Annotated in this window: 13 protein-coding genes; all 13 read right to left on the bottom strand. The window is 28.9% G+C overall.

The annotated features are described in order from the left end of the window. Positions 1 to 4: 4 nt before the first annotated feature. Positions 5 to 2,080 carry a chemotaxis protein CheA gene (locus ACYUEW_RS00065; RefSeq protein ID WP_265204038.1) on the bottom strand — a complete coding sequence of 692 codons (2,076 nt, stop codon included), beginning with the start codon at positions 2,078 to 2,080 and terminating at the stop codon, positions 5 to 7. Between the two features lie 12 nt (positions 2,081 to 2,092). Then, positions 2,093 to 2,863, bottom strand: coding sequence for a CheR family methyltransferase (locus ACYUEW_RS00060; protein WP_265204039.1), 771 nt, complete (start codon positions 2,861 to 2,863; stop codon positions 2,093 to 2,095). A gap of 14 nt (positions 2,864 to 2,877) precedes the next feature. Further along, positions 2,878 to 3,942, bottom strand: coding sequence for a protein-glutamate methylesterase/protein-glutamine glutaminase (locus tag ACYUEW_RS00055; RefSeq protein ID WP_265204040.1), 1,065 nt, complete (start codon positions 3,940 to 3,942; stop codon positions 2,878 to 2,880). Positions 3,943 to 3,964: 22 nt separating this feature from the next. Further along, positions 3,965 to 4,453 carry a chemoreceptor glutamine deamidase CheD gene (locus tag ACYUEW_RS00050; protein WP_003484344.1) on the bottom strand — a complete coding sequence of 163 codons (489 nt, stop codon included), beginning with the start codon at positions 4,451 to 4,453 and terminating at the stop codon, positions 3,965 to 3,967. 16 nt (positions 4,454 to 4,469) lie between these two features. Beyond that, the gene (locus ACYUEW_RS00045; protein WP_096043391.1) at positions 4,470 to 4,916 is read right to left on the bottom strand and encodes a chemotaxis protein CheW; all 447 of its coding nucleotides are present in this window, start codon (positions 4,914 to 4,916) and stop codon (positions 4,470 to 4,472) included. Positions 4,917 to 4,931: 15 nt separating this feature from the next. Then, positions 4,932 to 6,965 (bottom strand): flagellar assembly protein A, encoded by a 2,034-nt coding sequence (locus ACYUEW_RS00040; RefSeq protein WP_265204041.1) that lies wholly within the window; start codon positions 6,963 to 6,965, stop codon positions 4,932 to 4,934. Positions 6,966 to 7,217: 252 nt separating this feature from the next. After that, entirely contained in the window at positions 7,218 to 9,173 is a 1,956-nt protein-coding gene (locus ACYUEW_RS00035) for a glucose PTS transporter subunit IIA (RefSeq protein ID WP_265204042.1), read from the bottom strand. Between the two features lie 82 nt (positions 9,174 to 9,255). Continuing rightward, the gene (locus ACYUEW_RS00030; protein WP_003484336.1) at positions 9,256 to 10,083 is read right to left on the bottom strand and encodes a PRD domain-containing protein; all 828 of its coding nucleotides are present in this window, start codon (positions 10,081 to 10,083) and stop codon (positions 9,256 to 9,258) included. A 254-nt stretch (positions 10,084 to 10,337) separates the two neighbouring features. Continuing rightward, on the bottom strand, positions 10,338 to 11,171 hold the full coding sequence (locus tag ACYUEW_RS00025; protein WP_460275957.1) for an aminotransferase class IV: 834 nt from the start codon (positions 11,169 to 11,171) through the stop codon (positions 10,338 to 10,340). Between the two features lie 124 nt (positions 11,172 to 11,295). After that, on the bottom strand, positions 11,296 to 11,937 hold the full coding sequence (locus ACYUEW_RS00020) for an HAD-IB family hydrolase (protein ID WP_460275956.1): 642 nt from the start codon (positions 11,935 to 11,937) through the stop codon (positions 11,296 to 11,298). A gap of 159 nt (positions 11,938 to 12,096) precedes the next feature. After that, a complete protein-coding gene (locus ACYUEW_RS00015; RefSeq protein ID WP_460275955.1) occupies positions 12,097 to 12,498 on the bottom strand; it encodes a DUF1292 domain-containing protein in 402 nt (133 codons plus the stop codon). A 639-nt stretch (positions 12,499 to 13,137) separates the two neighbouring features. Then, the gene (gene nifJ, locus ACYUEW_RS00010; RefSeq protein ID WP_460275954.1) at positions 13,138 to 16,716 is read right to left on the bottom strand and encodes a pyruvate:ferredoxin (flavodoxin) oxidoreductase; all 3,579 of its coding nucleotides are present in this window, start codon (positions 16,714 to 16,716) and stop codon (positions 13,138 to 13,140) included. 631 nt (positions 16,717 to 17,347) lie between these two features. Continuing rightward, on the bottom strand, positions 17,348 to 18,412 hold the full coding sequence (locus tag ACYUEW_RS00005) for an undecaprenyldiphospho-muramoylpentapeptide beta-N-acetylglucosaminyltransferase (RefSeq protein WP_042384517.1): 1,065 nt from the start codon (positions 18,410 to 18,412) through the stop codon (positions 17,348 to 17,350). Positions 18,413 to 18,670: the final 258 nt, after the last annotated feature.

The raw sequence follows: 18,670 nt of genomic DNA, 5'->3' as shown, positions 1-18,670 counted from the left end.
TTTATCATACTAAAGCTGCCACGTCTAAGATTAATGTTACAAGTCCATCTCCTAATATGGTTGCTCCTATATATTCTTTTAGTCCTTGTAGTGTTTTACCAAATGGTTTTATAACTATCTCCTTTTGACCTAAAAGACCATCTACTAAAAGCCCTACAGTTTTTTCACCAGATTTAACTATTACTATATATTTTTTATCATTTTCTGATTCTTTAAGTCCTAGTTTTTCATTTACTCTAACAAATGGTATTACATTACCTCTATATATTATAACTTCTTTATTATTAGTTTTCTTTACTATATCTTTTTCATAATCTATTACTCTATCTATATAGCCTAAGGATATAGCCATAGTTTCACTTCCAACTTCAACTAAAAGAGCTTGTATTATTTGTAGCGTCAACGGAAGTCTTATTATAAAAGAGGAGCCCTTTCCTTCTTCGCTTATAAGATCTACAGTACCACCTAATGCAGTGATTTTAGTTTTTACTACATCCATACCTACCCCTCTACCAGATATGTCTGTTACTTTTTCATTAGTACTAAATCCTTGAGCAAATATTAAATTTCTTATATCATTATCTGACATTCCCTCGGTATTTATACCTATTCTTTCTGCTTTAGCTTTTACTTTGTCAACAGGTACGCCGCCACCATCGTCTTCTACTTTTATAACAGCTTTTGTTCCTTCTTGATAAGCTATTAATCTTATCTTACCTATAGGATCTTTACCCTTTTTTACTCTTTCCTCCCTTGGTTCTACACCATGGTCTGCTGCATTTCTTATTAAATGGATTAATGGCTCTCCAATTTCGTCTATTACTGTTCTATCTAATTCTGTGTCTGCCCCTTGTACTATAAGTTCCATTTCTTTATCTAATTCTACGGAAAGGTCTCTAACCATTCTTGGGAATCTGTTAAATACTATATCTAAAGGAAGCATTCTTATTTTCATAACCAAATCTTGTAAGTCAGAGGTAGTTCTTGCTACTTGCTCCAAAGTTTCATTTAAATCTGTCAGCTTGTGATTAGTACTTATTTGTTCTAATCTAGTTCTGTGAATTACAAGCTCTGAAACCATATTCATAAACTTATCTAGTCTTTCTAGATCTACTCTTACGGATTGGTGAGCTTTTTTATGATTATTATCCTTTGGTTTTGCTACCCTTTTATTAGCCTTTGGTTTAGTTTCTTCTACTTTAGTTTTTTTATCTATATTTTCTTCCTCTGGTTTTTTTGTATCTATATTATTTATTTGCTCTTTTACTTTTTCTTTTACTTCTCTACTTTCTATTTTTTCTTCCCTTTTTAACTGTACATCTACATTATCGACCATAACATTATCTACTTCAGATATATTTGCCAAAATATCATAAATTTCCTCTTTACCTTTAGTAGTTAAATATATTAAATCTATTTCGAAATCAAAATTTTCATTTTCTATATCTTCTGCTATAGGTAATGATTTTATTATCTCACCATACTCTTCTAAGTTTTTAAATATTAAAAAAGCTCTTGCAGATTTTAATAGAGTATTTTCACTTAATATTATTTTTATTTCATAAGCATTAAACCCTTTATCTTCTGCTTGTTTTATAACATTTAAATCATACTCATTTAGTGGTATAGTAGAATTTCCTTCACTTTTATTTTCCTCTATAGTTTCTATAGCCTCTTCCTTTTGATCTTCTGAACTTATATCTCCCTTTGCTGCCTTTTCTAGTTCTTCTATTATATGGTCTATTGGAACTTTTTCGTCTACTTCTTCTGATATATTATTTACCATTTGTTCTAGAGTATCTAGACATTTAAAAAGTACAGTAACTACATTTTGTGTTACTTTTAAATCTCCTTCTCTAAAATTAGAAAGTACGTCTTCCATTTTATGAGTTAGCTCTGCCATCTCATTAAAGCCCATAGTAGCCGCCATTCCTTTTATGGTGTGGGCAACTCTAAATATTTCATTTAGTTTATCTATATCATCTGGCTCTTGTTCTAATTGAAGTAAGGAGTCATTTAATGTTTGTAAATTGTCCATAGATTCTTCTAGGAACATTGACATGTATTGTGATGTATCCATGTTATTTCCCCCTTATATTTTTCTATATATAAATGTAGACACCTTTTCAAAACCATAATCTTTATAATTATAAATGCTTTCTGTAGCTCCTACAAAAAGTAAGCCCCCTTTTTTTAGTGACTCTGAAAATTTCTTATATATATTGTCCTTTATATCCTGATTAAAGTATATAACCACATTTCTGCAAACTATAAGATCAAAATCTTTTTCATAATTATCTAATATTAAATCATGTTTTTTAAATGTAACTACATTTTTAATAGATGATTTTATTTTATATTTTTCTCCTTCTTTTGTGAAGTATTTTTCTAGTCTTTCTTTTTTTACATTTTTAATTTCTGCCTGTGCATATATACCTTCTTTAGCCCTTTGTAATATGGTCATATCTAAATCTGTAGCTATTATTTTATGTTTTTTGTTAGGTGATATTTCATCCATTATTATAGATAAAGAATAGGGTTCTGCCCCTATTGAACAGGCTGCACTCCAAATTTTTAGAGACACTGATGTATTATTTAAAAGCTCTACTTTTATTTTTTTCTCCAATTCATCAAATATTTCTGGATTTCTAAAAAACTCAGATACATTTATAGTAATAAAATCTAGAAATTTTATCCTTTGATCCTTATCTTTCTTTAATAAGTTAATATATTCTTCTACTGAATTTACGCCAACCCTTGACATCAAACTTAATATTCTTCTTTGAAGCTGATTTTGTTTATAGGCTTTTAAATTTATTCCAAAATCCTTTAATACCCACTCCTCGAAATACTCTAAATCCATAATTACCTCCAAAATTAAATATTTTTCAGTATTGTATCTGTAACATTATAAAGTGGTACTACAAAATCCACCTTTCCTGTTTCGTAAGTTGCTTTTGGCATACCATATATAGTACAGGTAGATTCATCCTCTGATATGGTTATGCCACCTCTATCTTTTATATAAGCTGTGCCATCCGCTCCATCTCTTCCCATACCAGTTAATACAACACTTATTAAGTTGCTGTCATAAACTTCAGATGCTGATTTAAATAACTTATCTACAGCTGGCCTTACTCCCCACAGGGTTGGTTCTATGTTTAGATGTATTTTTCTGTCCTTTCCTACCTCCATATGGAATCCTCCTGGAGCTACATAGACAGTATCCTTCTCTATAGTTTGTCCATCTTGCCCTTCTACAACTTTTAATTTACTATTAGCATTTAATCTTTCTGAAAAAGCTTTTGTAAATCCCTTTGGCATATGTTGAACTACAAATACTGGCACACCTATTCTTTCTGGGAAAGCTGTTATTACAGAGTATAATGCTTTAGGACCTCCTGTTGAAGCTCCTATAACTACAGCTTCTATTTTTTTTGAAGAAATAGTATTTTTTATAGGGTATTTCTTTTCTTCCACTTTTTTAACATTAATTTTTTCGTCTGTTTTTAAAATATCTGAAGTGTAATTATTTTTTATAGCATTGGTAGCTGCTCTTATTTTTTCTACTAACTCTTCTTTTACTTTATTTATATCTAAAGATATAGCCCCTGATGGCTTAGGCACAAAATCAAAGGCTCCCTTTTGAAGACAATCCATAGTTAAGCCTGCACCTTTTTTAGATAAACTGCTAAGCATAATAACTGGTATATCTCTATAAAGCCTTTTAATATTTATTAAAGCTTCTATTCCATCCATTTTAGGCATCTCTACATCTAATGTTATTACGTTTGGCTTTATCTTTTTTAATTTTTCTAAGAGATCTTCCCCATTTCTAGCTGTATCTATTACTTCTAAATCATTTTCTTCATTTATCATATCTGATACTATTTTTCTCATTAAAGCCGAGTCATCTACTACTAAAACTTTAATTTTATTCAAATGAATCACTCCAATAACTTATCTATATTTCTTTAGTTCCTAAGCCTACAGTTTTTATATATACTTTTCCTGTGGAGGTATCAAATATCATAGTTCTTCCTTTGTTTCCACCTATATCTTCTGCAAGCAACGGTATAGATAGTTCCTTTAATTTTTCCTTTACTGCTTTTCCATTTCTATTTCCTATGTCCATTACCATACTTTTATCTGAAAAATTAAACATAGATGCTCCGCCACATATTTTAGCCTTTAATCCATTTTTTCTTGCTCCCAATTTTTCCATTTTTTCTACTAATATAGGTATAGCTAAATCTGCAAACTTCATGGGGTTTGTAACTTTACTAAATTGAGTGCTATCTGGTAGCATTATATGTGAAAGCCCTCCTACACATTTTATTCCATCATATAATGCTATTCCTATACATGATCCTAGTCCTACTGTTATTATCTTGTCAGGATTTTTACCTACATTTAAATCTGCAATACCCACTTTTATCTCTTTTATATCCATATAATTACTCCCTCAACTATATCATTGATTTTTCTTCTTCTGTTAGTATAGTTGATAAATTTAAAAATATTATTATTTCATTTTCTATTTTTATTAATCCTTTTATATATCTTTTGGATATACCTGCTACAATTTCTGGTGGCTGTTCTATATTATCTAATTTTACGTCTTTAACCTCTGAAACCACATCAACTATTATACCTAATTTATTTTCTTCTTCTTTAACTACTATTATTTTAGCTTCATTTTTAATTTCTTCTTCTTTTAAATTAAATTTTCTAGAAAGAGAAACTACAGGTAATATTTTACCCTGATAGTTTATAACTCCCTGAACAAAACTTGGTGCATCCGGTAAATTTGTAGGTTCTTCATAACCTAGTATTCTTTCTATTTCCATGATATCTGCGGCATAGTATTCTCCATTTATTTTAAATATTAATACTTTAGCTTCACTTATATCCATTACTAAATTAACCTCCTATAATACAAACTTTTCTACGGTAATCTCTCCTTTTTTGTCTAAATAAGCATGTATATCTTTACTTGGTGTTTCCAATAAATATTCTCTATCACCTATAATAAATACTGTATTTTGATAGGCTACATCTACATATATGTCTCCCTTTTGTAAAATTTGTAGTTTAGTAATAACTCCTGCTTCACTTCCTACCTCTTTACACCTTATTTCATTTTTAGCTGTTATGTGCCCACCTCTTGCTACACTACCATCTTTAGTAAAGTAAACATTATTATTGCTTGTTAATTTTGATATATATTCACCTTTACCCGTTATATAAATATCTCCTGTACTTTGTATTTTAGAATCTTGACAATAACTAATATTAACATTAACGGGTAGTGATAATCCATCCTTACACATTTTCATTTTTTCTTCTATAAGATTTACTATTTGCTCTAATTCTCTGTAATTTTTTATATGAACAGGACCTAATCCTATTAATTTTTTCCTTATAATTCCTACTAATTCATCTTCTTCATCATCACTTCTACACATATTTATATTAGCCATTATAGCTATACATATTTTGGTCAAACTTCTAAACTTATTCTCTATTAAAATCTTTATTATTTCTCCGTCTTTTTTACCTTCTCCAAGCAAATTAAATCTCTTTATTTCTTCCACAGCAGAAATTAGTTCTGTAAGAGTATCCTTTAATTTTTCTAATTTATTTAACACCATTACCTTTAAAGTATCTTCTCCACCACCGTATATATCAGAATTTATTATATTGCCATCTATATTCAAATTACTTTTTGAAATTATTTCTGATCTCTCTACGTGTTTTTTTATTTCTACAGAGTTTCCTGCTTGTACTTTCATACCTTCCTTTACAGAACCTTGGACTACTACATCCCCTACAAATGTTATATTTCCTGTACTTATATCCACATCACCTTTAACTTCATGGACTTGATATACATAAAATATATTGGATTTTACGCAGGGCTTTCCTTCCATAGCAGCTTCTATGGTATCTTCATCCCTTAAAACTGTTCCTTGACCTGGTTTTAATATAATTTTCTTTCCTTGTTTATGTTTTTTTACTATACCTTTTATATCGATTCCATCTTGTCCCTCTTTACCTTTTTTTCTTACAGCTAATACTTCTCCTGGCTTCACAGATTCTATGGAACCTATACTTTTAAAGTCTACATTTCCTGTTTTATCCTCTGTTAATTTTAATTCTTGATTATCTGTTGTAAATTTAATCTCTATACTTTCATCCTCTTCGTTAATAGTTTCCTTTCCTTTAGCTATTAACAATTCTATACAGTTATTTTTTGTACACTGCTCTAGATTTTCTTTTACTATTCCATAAACTATGCCCATCTTTTTCAAAGCTTCTATAATTTCTTCTTCAGTATAATAAGGAGGATCTTTTTCTTCTATTTTACAAGAATTTAGTATTAAATAATTTTTATCTTCTATATCTTTCGATCCATACTTTATTTCTGGCTTATATATTACTGAAATATAAGCTTCCATATTATTTTGATCCGTTTTAACATTTAACTCTCTATGAGCCTTAACTTCTTCAAAAATAACTTCTATTTTATTTTCTTCAAAGACTTCTTTTCTAGATTTTATTCTGTCTCCATCTACTAGTATTGTTATATTATCTCCTGGAGCTATAGCTGCTGGTTTTCCACCCTCTTTAGGATTTGTAACTATTACTTGGTTTTTTACTATTTTTACTTTTCCATCATTAGCTGCTATACTTTCTTTAGCTATTGACTCCTTTTCTATTTCTATCTTTTCATCATTATGTTCTATATTTTCTTCTACACTATCTTCTATACTAACTTTATCTTCTTTCATGTTCATTAATTTTTCTTCTGCATTAACTAATATTGTAGTCTTTTTCATGAAAAAGCCTTGTTTCTCTTCTATAATTTCATAATTTAATTCCTCTTCTTTTACTCCTAATTCTTTACAAGCCTTATTTATACATTTATCTAATGTAGAGCAACTATAAATTGTCTTTTTCATATTAATCCCCCTTAAATTATATTATCCCGCCCCCTATTTTGAGGAATATATAAATTCTAAATATAGATATATATAACTATATTTTATATCATATAATAATTTATTACAATTTATTTCAATTATTTACAAAGGAAATATTATACTTAATAAATTAAACATACTCTTTTATTATTTTCGTAATTCTTAATGAATAATGTAGAGACTAATTATAAAATAATTATTATAATCATTATAATTTTAACAATTTTCATATTAATTCTTAATATAGGCTACTATTTCTTTTTCTTTTTTATAACCATATTCTATTTTTATTTGTGAATCTTCTTTTAAATTCGTTATTACTATAGGTGATATTAAGCTTTTAACTTTCCCCTCTAAAAATTCTTTATCATAGCTTACTAAAAGTTGCCCCTTTTTAACCTTTTCTTTTTCTTTTATATAAACTTTAAATCCTTCCCCATTAAGTTTTACAGTATCTATACCTATATGTATTAAAATCTCTAAACCTTCTTTAGTTTCTATAGCTAAGGCATGATTACTAGGAAATAAAAATTTTATAGTTCCGTCAATAGGGGAATATACCTTATTTCTATAGGGCTTTATAGCAAATCCATCTCCTAATAGTTTTTCTGAAAAAACCTCATCTGGTACCTGTTCTAATAAAACTATGTCTCCTTCCATAGGATTCATTAATTTTAATGATCTTTCATATTCTATTATTTCCTTTGGATTCATTCCTTTTTTAATTATTTGTTCTATACTATATTTTATATTTTCTGCTTCTGTACCTAATATTATCTGTACTACCTTTCCTGTCTGTACTATACCTAATAAATTTATTTTTTCTAAATACACCCTATCTAATTTTTTTTCGTCCTTTAAAGCTACCCTAAGCCTGGTTATACAACAATCTAAATTTGTTATATTTTTTTCTCCTCCTAGAGCTTCTAATATTAAAGCTGCTTTTTCATTACTTTTTATTTCTTTATTCTCCTTCAGTACTGTACCTTCTCTACCTAGAGTTTTTATATCCTTTTTTACTATTAAATAGTAAAAAACTATAAAATATAATAAAAAATAAAAAATACCTATGGGAAATATTAACAACCCATTACCTGAAAATTTATATCCTAAAATATAATCTATAAAGGAGGCTGAAAAAGTATAACCAAGTCTTATATTAAAAATACTAGTTACTATACCTGATGTAAATGCTGCTAAAACATGAAAAATAAAAAGTATAGGAGCTACAAATATAAAAGCAAATTCTATAGGCTCTGTAATCCCTGTAAAAAAAGACACTAAAGCTGCAGACAACATTATGCTAAGAACTTTCTTTCTATTGTTTTTTTCTGCAGCACAAATCATAGCTATAGCTGCTCCTGGAAGGCCAAACATTAATATAGGAAACTCTGAAGCCATAAAAACTCCTGCTGTAGGATCTCCATGAAAATACCTTGAGAAATCCCCAAAATATTTAATTCCACTAGGATCTACATAACTACCAAATTGATATAAAAAAGGTGGATAGTATATATGGTGAAGTCCCAGTGGAATTAAAAGTCTTTTTCCTGCTGCATAAAAACCTGGCCCTAAAGGAGATGTGCTTGCAAATCTAGCAAAAGTATCAATATTTTTTTGTACTTCTGGCCATATTGCCACATTAATCATTCCAAACATGAAGGAAATTATAGCTGTAAGAATAAGCACAAAACGTTTTCCTCCAAAAAAGCCTATGGTACTTGGTAGCTTTATGTTTTTATACTTATTGTATATAATTGCAGCTATAATTCCTATTATTATTCCACCAAAAACACCTAAATCTATATTGGTACTTCTTAATATATCATCATAAAATTTACTATTCATAAAATTTTCTAATGTCATATTTCTTTGGGCAGCTATTTTTATAGCCGCTTCTTTAGCAGCCTTTGAACTTCCAACATCCAATATACCTTGCAATATTAATTGCCCTACTATAGCAGCTAAAGCTGCTATTCCTTCCCCCTCTGAAAGGCCTATAGCCACTCCTATAGCAAATATTAATGGAAGATTACTAAATATAGCATCTCCCGCTTTTAACATATATATATTATTTAAAAGATCTGGATACCCTAATCTTAAAAGTAGAGCTGCTGCAGGTAATACGGATACAGGTAACATTAAAGATTTTCCTACCCTCTGAAGAACAGTTAAAATATTTTTCAATTTTGCACACCACCTTTAAGCTAGCTTATACTTTAAAAACCTTGCGAAAGCAAGGTTCTTTAGTTTATATATTTAATATACCTTAATATTGCCCTATCCTTTTTAAATGTAATGCGATATATCCTATTTCGTCCTCTGGTATTTTTATTTCAAATAATTTTTCTATAAGCATGGCTACTTTAATGGCAATACCAAACTCACTTTTCATTTCTTCTTTTATACTATCTAATAGCTCATTTTTTATAGTTTTATTTTCTTTAACTCTTTCTATCATAAAATTTAAATGAGTCAAAGTTCTTACATAAGAAAGAGAATTTTTATCTAAAGGCTTTCCTTTTAATTTAGATATAAGTTCCATTACTTTGCTTATCTTTTTAGTATAGGCTAGGGATTCTGAAACCTGCTGCTTTGTAATACCTGCTCTTATATGAAGACATATAAATCCCGCTTCATCCTTTGGAAGGTTAACCTTTAATCTATCATTTATCATATTAAGAGCCTTCATAGCTATTTCATATTCCTTTGGATAAATTATGCCTAGTTCTTCTAAAAAAGGGTTTTCTATATTTATCCCCTTTTCTATTCTTCTTAATGCAAAATTTATATGGTCTGGCAAAGAAATATGAACTCCTTCATTTAATTTTGTATTTAAAGCCTTTTCTGAAAAATTTATTATTTCTTCGGAAATACCTACTATTCTATTATCTATATTATCTAAAACTTTATTATAGTTTTCTGACATTTTTGAGGTGGTCTTTATATATACTTTTTCTATTTTATCCTTAGAAAGAGTTTCTCCTTTTTTAGAATTAAATCCTATACCTTTCCCGACTAATATTGCATCCTCTTCTTGCCAATTAGCTATTATTACATTATTATTAAGAACCTTTTTTACTGTATAGTTCTCCAAATCTTAACACTCCAAACCTTTTTCTTTCCAAACTTATATTTAACATAATATTAAATCTTCTACTCCTACCTCTATGTTATAATTATAAAATTTATTAATTTTTCTATTACAAAGTCTTTAGAAATGAACTGATTTTTATATCATAATATAAAATTATATTTTTTATCCAATATTTTGTCAATGTATTAACAAATCCTGCTACGCTATCTACCTTATAAAATCACACCACAATATTGATTTGATTTTTAAAGTAGTTATTCTTTATTTTTATAACTTTTTACATCTTCCTCTATGGCTTTATTATAGCCTTCCATAATACTTAGTATCAATTTATTCTCTGAAGATTTAAATTCTATTTCATCTACAGATTTTATTGGTAAAACCTTTGGTGATGTACCTGATACAAATAATCCCTCTAATTTATCTATATCTTTATAATGTACTTTTTCTTCTTCAACCTTCAAATTTAGATTTTTACATACATCCATTATATTTTGTCTTGTTATTCCTGGTAATACTTTTTCTATAGGTGCTGTTATTACTTTACCATCTTTTATCATAAATATGTTAGATTTACTACCCTCTGTTATGTATCCATTTCTGTCTACTAGTATTGCTTCATAAGCTTTCTCTTCCTTTATCTTTTCTCCTACAATTTTTCTAAAATCCATATTTATAACCTTTGCATTTGGATTCTCTCTCTCTCCATGATAAAGTATAGTTTTTACTCCCTTTTTATACTCTATGTCCTCTGGATAATTATGTTTTAAAAAATAGCATAAAAAGTTATTATTCTTTCCCTTGTTAAAATTAAATACTAGTTTTATATTGCCTATAGATACTTTATTTATTTCTATAAGTCTATTTATATTTTCTTTTATTTCTTCTTCAGCTAACCATAAATTTAGTCCTTCTAATTTTGCAGAATTATAAAATCTTTCTAAATGGCTTTTTAAAAATAAAGGCGCTCCATCTATTATCCTTATAACTTCATATAGAGATTTTCCCTCTTTAAGGAAACTTTCCTCAAATGAACCTCTTTCTTTTATTTTCTCATTTTCTATAAAAAATTCGTTAAAACATTCCATTAACATATCCCCCCATTTACTGTAAACATCACAATTCTTATATTGTGTATTAATATTATAAATGCTTAAATTAGTTTCAATTTAAACTTACAGTTAGTAAATTCAATATGAATTAAATTTTACTCTACTTCCAATTAAGTACTTCTATATTATTGTACTTCTTTTTCGCATTTATAAGATACGGCTTTCCTACTAATTTAAATAAAGGTAAATCTGCTAAGGAATCTGAAAACATATAGGATTCCTTAAAATCTACTTCTATATTCTCTTCTTTTAAAACTTCCATAAGCCTTCTTACCTTTTCTTCACCTTTACAGTTTTCTCCTATTATTTTTCTCTTATATGACCCTTCTCTTAATGTAAATATAGTTCCTATTACTTTATCTACTTCTTTTATATTATAAAGTTCTTTTAAATAAAATTCTGCAGAAGCAGATATAAGGTATACTTTATAGCCTTCACTTTTCAATTTTCTCATAGTATCTATAGCATCTTTGTATAATATTTTGCTTAATTTTTTATCATAGAATTCTTTTACATATCTTTGCATTTCATCCTCTGTAATACCATCTATAAATCCTATAAATATTTCTTTAGCTTTTCCTGCCTCAAATATTTTTAAAGCATACAAAAGCCCAGATATAACTATTTTAGGGGCATGAAATATAAGAGAGGGTTTCTTTTTAAGCATAAATTTATAAAATTGTATAAGTGTTTCTTGTTTGGTAAGTGTATAATCTACATCAAATATTGCCAATTTTTCCAAAATACCACCTCTTCTATAAGTTGTATTCTTATATTATACTATATATTTTGTGATTTTTTATAATATATTCACTTTTTTATTTATACTAAACTTTTTAATCTTAATATTTCCTATTAAGCTAAAAGAGCCCCTGACAAATCAGAGACTCTTTTTATAATACTATTGTAAATTTTCGTAGTAAGCAGTTACTTCTTCAAATTCTTTTTCATCTGGGTTAACAAGTTCAACTTCGTCCCCTTGACCTTCTTCTCTAAATAAGTATACTGAATTATTTTCTGGGTTTTGTACTAATGCATATACATTATCTTTATATTCAAATTCTTCTATTACTTCACAAGTAACAGCATTTCCGTTTTCATCTTGTAAATCCACAAGAATTGTTTCACCGCATTCTTCATCTTCGCAGCCACAACCGCAATGTTCATGATGATGCTCTTCATTGTTATCACCACAACCACAACCGCAGTTTTCTTCTACTTCACCGCAACCGCAAGTATCTTTTTCTATTTCTTCTTCGCAGCCACAACCGCAACCGCAACTATTTATTTTTTCATCTTTCATAAAATCTCCTGATAATATTACCAGGATCTTCACCTCCTTTTTTCCTATGTTCTAATTGTACCCTTAAACAGAGTTTTTTAAAAGGGTTTTTTTGCTTTTTCATAAAATTATTTAATAATCATTATCATTTTCTTTGTATATTTATAAATTCAAAAAATATTTTATGATAAAAATATACCAAGTAAATAATTGATATTAACTATTTACTTGGTAATGAAATATTTTTATTTACTTTTTGTAGTATTTAATTTTTTATTTATTTTTTGTTCATTTCTTTAGCAATTTTTTTAAAACCCTTTTCTACGTTATCTAACATGTTGTTTACTGTTTTTTCTACTCTTCTTTTTTTCATTTTTCTTCCCATAACTTTCATCTCCCTTCAGAAGAAGTTATAGCTTTATTTTATGTATTTTCTTTTTTTATATGCTATTTCAACTTTATAAATATTTGCCTGTTTTCTATTAATTTTACACAAATAATTATAGCTAAAATCATTAATACTATATTAAATAGGAAATTAAAAAAACTTATTGTTTGTATTGAACTTACACTCATGCTAGTTTTTTGTAATATAGCTATAAATTTTAAAGTAATATCGCTCTTTATACTTAATAAAAAAGAGCCTTGCGGCTCTTTTTATTATTGTTCAGCTAATTTTTTGTAGTTTTCTAATCTTTCTTTAGCATCTTGTTCTGTTTTCGCAAATAATGCTTCAGCATCTTCTGGGAATTGTTTAGCAAGTGATGCATATCTTACTTCTCCCATTAAGAAGTCTTTGAAGTTTGCTGTTGGTTCTTTTGAATCTAATGAGAATGGATTCTTTCCTGCTTCTTTTAATTCTGGGTTGAATCTGTATAATCCCCAATATCCACAATCAACAGCTTTCTTTTCTTCTAATTGGCTACAGCCCATTCCTGCTTTTAATCCATGGTTTATGCATGGAGCATAAGCTATTATTAATGATGGACCTGGATATGCTTCAGCTTCAGCTATTGCTTTTAATGTTTGGTTTTTGTCTGCTCCCATAGCGATTTGTGCTACGTAAACATAACCATAAGTCATAGCCATTGCACCTAAGTCTTTTTTCTTAGTCTTTTTACCAGATGCTGCAAACTTAGCTATAGCTGCAGTTGGTGTTGCTTTCGAAGATTGACCACCTGTGTTTGAGTAAACTTCTGTATCAAATACAAGGATATTTACGTCTTCTCCTGAAGCAAGTACATGGTCTACTCCACCATATCCGATGTCATAAGCCCAACCATCTCCACCGAATATCCAGTGTGATCTCTTAACTAAGAAATCTTTGTTTTCATAGATTTCATTTAGGACTTTGTCGCTTCCTTTTTCTTTTCCTACTAATTCTATAACTTTGTCTGCTCTTTCTCTAGTAGCTTCTCCTAGATCTTTATTGTTTAACCAATCTTCTAGAGCAGCTCTTAATTCTCCTGATATAACTGTTCCTGTCATATCTTTCTCTGAACAATCTTCTGTTCCTATTGCACAGCTTTGAAGTTCTTCTGCTGATTTAAATCCTAATACAGCTTTTACATCTTCTGTAACTTTATCTCTTATTTGTTTTACTCCAAGATACATACCCATTCCAAATTCAGCATTATCTTCGAATAATGAGTTAGCCCAAGCTGGACCGTATCCTTTATGGTTTGTAGTATATGGAGTTGATGGTGCTGATGCTCCCCAAATTGATGAACAACCTGTAGCATTAGCTATCATCATTCTATCTCCGAATAATTGAGTTACAAGTTTAGCATATGGAGTTTCTCCACAACCTGCACAGGCACCTGAGAACTCTAATAACGGTTGTTCAAATTGGCTACCTTTAACTGAATTTTTCTTCATTGGGTTAGATTTTGGAGATACTTTCATTGCATATTCCCAATTCTTATCTTGTTCAATTTGAGTATCAAATGGTTTCATTATTAATGCTTTTTCTTTAGCTGGACATACATCTGCACAGTTTCCGCATCCTGTACAATCATATGGGCTTATAGCCATTGTGAAGTTTAATCCTTTTGCTCCTACAGCTGGTTTTGATTTGAATCCTTCTGGAGCATTTTTAACTTCTTCATCAGATAAAAGTACTGGTCTTATAACCGCATGTGGACAAACATATGAACATTGGTTACATTGAATACATTTATCTAATTGCCATTCTGGAACATTTATAGCAATTCCTCTTTTTTCGTAAGCAGCTGTTCCTGATGGGAATGTACCATCTTCCATTCCTTTGAATGCACTTACAGGAAGTTTATCTCCTTCTTGTCTGTTCATTGGTTCAACAATATTTTTGATAAATTCTGGATTTTCTTTAACTTCACATGCACCTTCGCATTTAGCATCTTTCCATGAAGCTGGAACTTCTATTTTAACTATAGCATTAACACCTTTGTCTATAGCAGCGTTATTCATATCAATGATTTTTTGACCTTTTTTACCGTAGTTAGTTACAACGGCATCTTTTAAGTATTTAACTGCATCTTCTACTGATATAATGTTTGCAATCTTAAAGAAAGCAGCCTGACAAATCATGTTGATTCTTCCGCCTAATCCTATTTCTTGTGCTATTTTAACAGCGTTTAATGTATAGAATTCTATATCATTTTCAGCAATGTATTTTTTCATTGAAGCTGGTAAATGTGTTTCTACTTCTTCTGGAGTCCAGATAGTATTTAATAAGAATCTACCACCTTTTTTCAATCCTTCTAATACATTGTATTTATATACATAAGATTGATTGTGACAAGCTACAAAGTCAGCTTGGTTTATTAGGTATGGTGATTGTATAGGTGATTTACCAAATCTTAAGTGAGAAATTGTTATACCACCAGATTTTTTAGAATCATATGCAAAGTATCCTTGTGCATACATATCTGTATGGTCACCTATGATTTTTATAGCACTCTTGTTAGCTCCAACAGTACCATCTGAACCTAATCCCCAGAACTTACATGCTGTAGTTCCAGCTGGAGTTGTGTTGATAGCTTCTGCTTCTTCTAATGATGTATTTGTAACATCATCAACTATACCTATAGTAAATCCATCTTTTGGTTCATCTTTCTTTAAGTTTTCATATACACTTAATATGTGTGATGGATAAACTTCTTTTGAACCTAATCCGTATCTTCCTCCAACTATTGTTGGTTGCCATTCTTTTCCGTAGAACGCATTTTTAACGTCTAAGTATAATGGTTCTGCTAAAGCGCCTGGTTCTTTAGTTCTATCTAAAACAGCAATGTTTTTAACTGTTTTTGGTATATATTTAAAGAAGTGTTCTAATGAGAATGGTCTATATAAATGTACTGTTAATAAACCAACTTTTTCTCCTTTAGCCATTAAGTAATCAACAACTTCTTCTATAGTATCACATGCTGATCCCATAGCTATTATTAATCTTTCTGCATCTTCTGCACCATAGTAGTTGAATAGGTGATATTCTCTTCCTGTTAATTTTGAGATTTCTCCCATGTATTTTTCAACTATTTCAGGAAGTCTTTCATAGTAGTTGTTAGATACTTCTCTTTCTTGGAAATAAATGTCAGGGTTTTGAGCTGTACCTCTTATAACTGGGTGATCTGGATTTAAAGCTCTTCTTCTGAAAGCTTTTACCCCATCCATATCAACTAAATTTTCTAATTCATCATATTCTAAAACTTCTACTTTTTGAATTTCATGAGATGTTCTAAATCCATCAAAGAAGTTTATGAAAGGTACTCTTCCTTCTATAGCTGATAAATGTGCAACTGCTGATAAATCCATAACTTGTTGTACACTGCTTTCAGCTAATAGAGCTAGTCCTGTTTGTCTAGCTGCCATAACATCTTGATGGTCTCCAAATATGTTTAGAGAATTGGCTGCTAATGCTCTTGCACTTACGTGGAATACTCCTGGTAAAAGTTCTCCAGCGATTTTGTACATATTAGGGATCATAAGTAATAAACCTTGAGATGCTGTATAAGTTGTTGTTAATGCACCTGCTTGTAGAGAACCGTGAACAGCACCTGCTGCACCAGCTTCAGATTGCATTTCCATAACTTTTACTGGTTGTCCAAATATATTTTTCTTTCCTTGAGCTACCCATTCATCAACGTGTTCTGCCATTGGTGATGAAGGTGTTATTGGATAAATAGCTGCTACGTCTGTAAATGCATATGATATATATGCTGCAGCAGTATTACCATCCATAGTTTTCATTCTTCTCATAGAAAATTCCCTTCTTTCCCTTTAATTTATATAAAATTTACGGAATAAATCCGCAAAATAATTAACATTTGTAAAATTTGACCTTTTTCTTCAAAGCCCATTATTAATATACACCAAAAATTTTTATCTGTAAAATCCTTTTCAGTGTTTATGCATAAAATAACACTTTAAAGCATAAAAATCATTTTAAATTGCGAAAAATTCATAGCTTTCCTACAAAGCACATTATAGCACTAATACATTTTTATTCCAGCATATACAGAATTAAAAACATATAAATTTTATTATAAAATTGTATATATTTTGTCTTACTACGTTCTTACCAGTACTGGTAAGACCATAAAGCAGATGACTAAGAAACAAATTTTTAAAGGCTTATTTATAAGGTTTTTTATAAGCTTCAAAAATTTGTTGCTTATTTTTATTATAATACTTAAATAAATAAATTCAATGGTATATTTTTAAAGATCTTCCCATTTAACATTAAAATAAAAAAATAATATATATACATTAACATTTAATAATTTTATAGAATTATTATTCTATAATTTAACTTAATATATATATTTTTTTGAATTTATTAAACTATGCAGGATTAATTTAATTTAACTTTAATTTTAATATCATATGTTTATTTTGTATATTTTTTTATCAATTCTGTTATATTTTTAACGCCATTATCCATTTTACTTTTGGACATATTATTTATATATACATTTCTGTTTTCATACAAGTAACTTAACTTTTCCATTAAAGTTTTATCTGATAGCTCCTCCTCCTTTAAAACTAAACTATATCCACTTTTTTCGAAGGAACCTGCATTTAAAATTTGGTCTCCTCTACTAGATTTTTTAGATAAGGGTATTAAAAGATTTGGCTTTTTAAGCGCTAACAGTTCATATATTACATTTGCTCCAGCTCTTGATATTACCAAGTCTGACGCTTTCATTAAATCAGGTAATTCTTCATTTACATACTCAAATTGCGCATATCCCTTTCTATTTTCTAAATTTTCATCTAAGTTAGACTTTCCACAAATGTGTATTATATTGAATTTTAAAAGTATATCATCCAAATTTTTTCTGACTATTTCGTTTATAATTTTTGAACCTAAACTTCCTCCAATTATTAAAAGAATAGGTTTATCATCTTTAAATCCACATAATTCTATGCCTTTAACTTTGCTTCCTTCTAACAATTCTTTTCTTATAGGTGTACCTGTTAATACAGCTTTGTCTCCTTTTATATGTTTTATTGACTCCGGGAAAGTAACGCATACTTTTGTACAATAAGGAGTAGCTAATTTATTTGCAAGACCAGGAGTTATATCTGACTCATGAGCTATAACTGGTATTTTATTTAAATGAGCTGCTATAACCACTGGTACAGTTACAAATCCTCCCTTAGAAAAAATTATATCTGGTTTTTCTCTTTTAATTATTTTTTTTGCTTGAAACACTCCCTTTAACACTTTAAATGGATCAGAGAAATTTTTTAAGTCAAAATATCTTCTTAATTTTCCACTAGAAATAGGGAAGTATTCTATACCCTCTTTTTTTATAATTTTTCTTTCTATTCCTTCTATGCTCCCTATATACTTAATTTCATATCCTAATTTCTTCAATTCTGGAACTAAAGCTAAATTTGGTGTAACATGGCCTGCTGTTCCTCCACCTGTCATTATAATCTTTTTCAAAATTATATCCCCTTTCTTTAATTCATTATGTATATAATCTAGTTTTTATTTTTTTGTAAAATTATTGTTACTTTTAATAAAGTTTATTCAAAAGAAAAAAATATGCACTTAATCCAAAACTTCTAAGGTTTTTCATCATATTTATTATACACATATGAAGTTCATTATTAATAATACTATAAATATTATTTTTTTAAATACTTTTTCATTCTATGTATAATTTATATTTTTTACCTTTAATATTATAATATATATAAA

This window comes from Clostridium sp. CTA-1, assembly GCF_054768215.1.
The sequence above is the reverse complement of the archived record's forward strand: the minus strand, read 5'-3'. Positions and strand labels throughout refer to the sequence as shown.

Bases quoted from the DNA above. Each gene is read 5' to 3' on its own strand.
- ACYUEW_RS00060 (WP_265204039.1), bottom strand. From the start codon at position 2,863: ATGGATTTAGAGTATTTCGAGGAGTGGGTATTAAAGGATTTTGGAATA.
- ACYUEW_RS00040 (WP_265204041.1), bottom strand. From the start codon at position 6,965: ATGAAAAAGACAATTTATAGTTGCTCTACATTAGATAAATGTATAAAT.
- nifJ (WP_460275954.1), bottom strand. From the start codon at position 16,716: ATGAGAAGAATGAAAACTATGGATGGTAATACTGCTGCAGCATATATA.
- ACYUEW_RS00015 (WP_460275955.1), bottom strand. From the start codon at position 12,498: ATGAAAGATGAAAAAATAAATAGTTGCGGTTGCGGTTGTGGCTGCGAA.
- ACYUEW_RS00025 (WP_460275957.1), bottom strand. From the start codon at position 11,171: ATGGAATGTTTTAACGAATTTTTTATAGAAAATGAGAAAATAAAAGAA.
- ACYUEW_RS00045 (WP_096043391.1), bottom strand. From the start codon at position 4,916: ATGGATATAAGTGAAGCTAAAGTATTAATATTTAAAATAAATGGAGAA.
- ACYUEW_RS00065 (WP_265204038.1), bottom strand. From the start codon at position 2,080: ATGGATACATCACAATACATGTCAATGTTCCTAGAAGAATCTATGGAC.
- ACYUEW_RS00050 (WP_003484344.1), bottom strand. From the start codon at position 4,453: ATGGATATAAAAGAGATAAAAGTGGGTATTGCAGATTTAAATGTAGGT.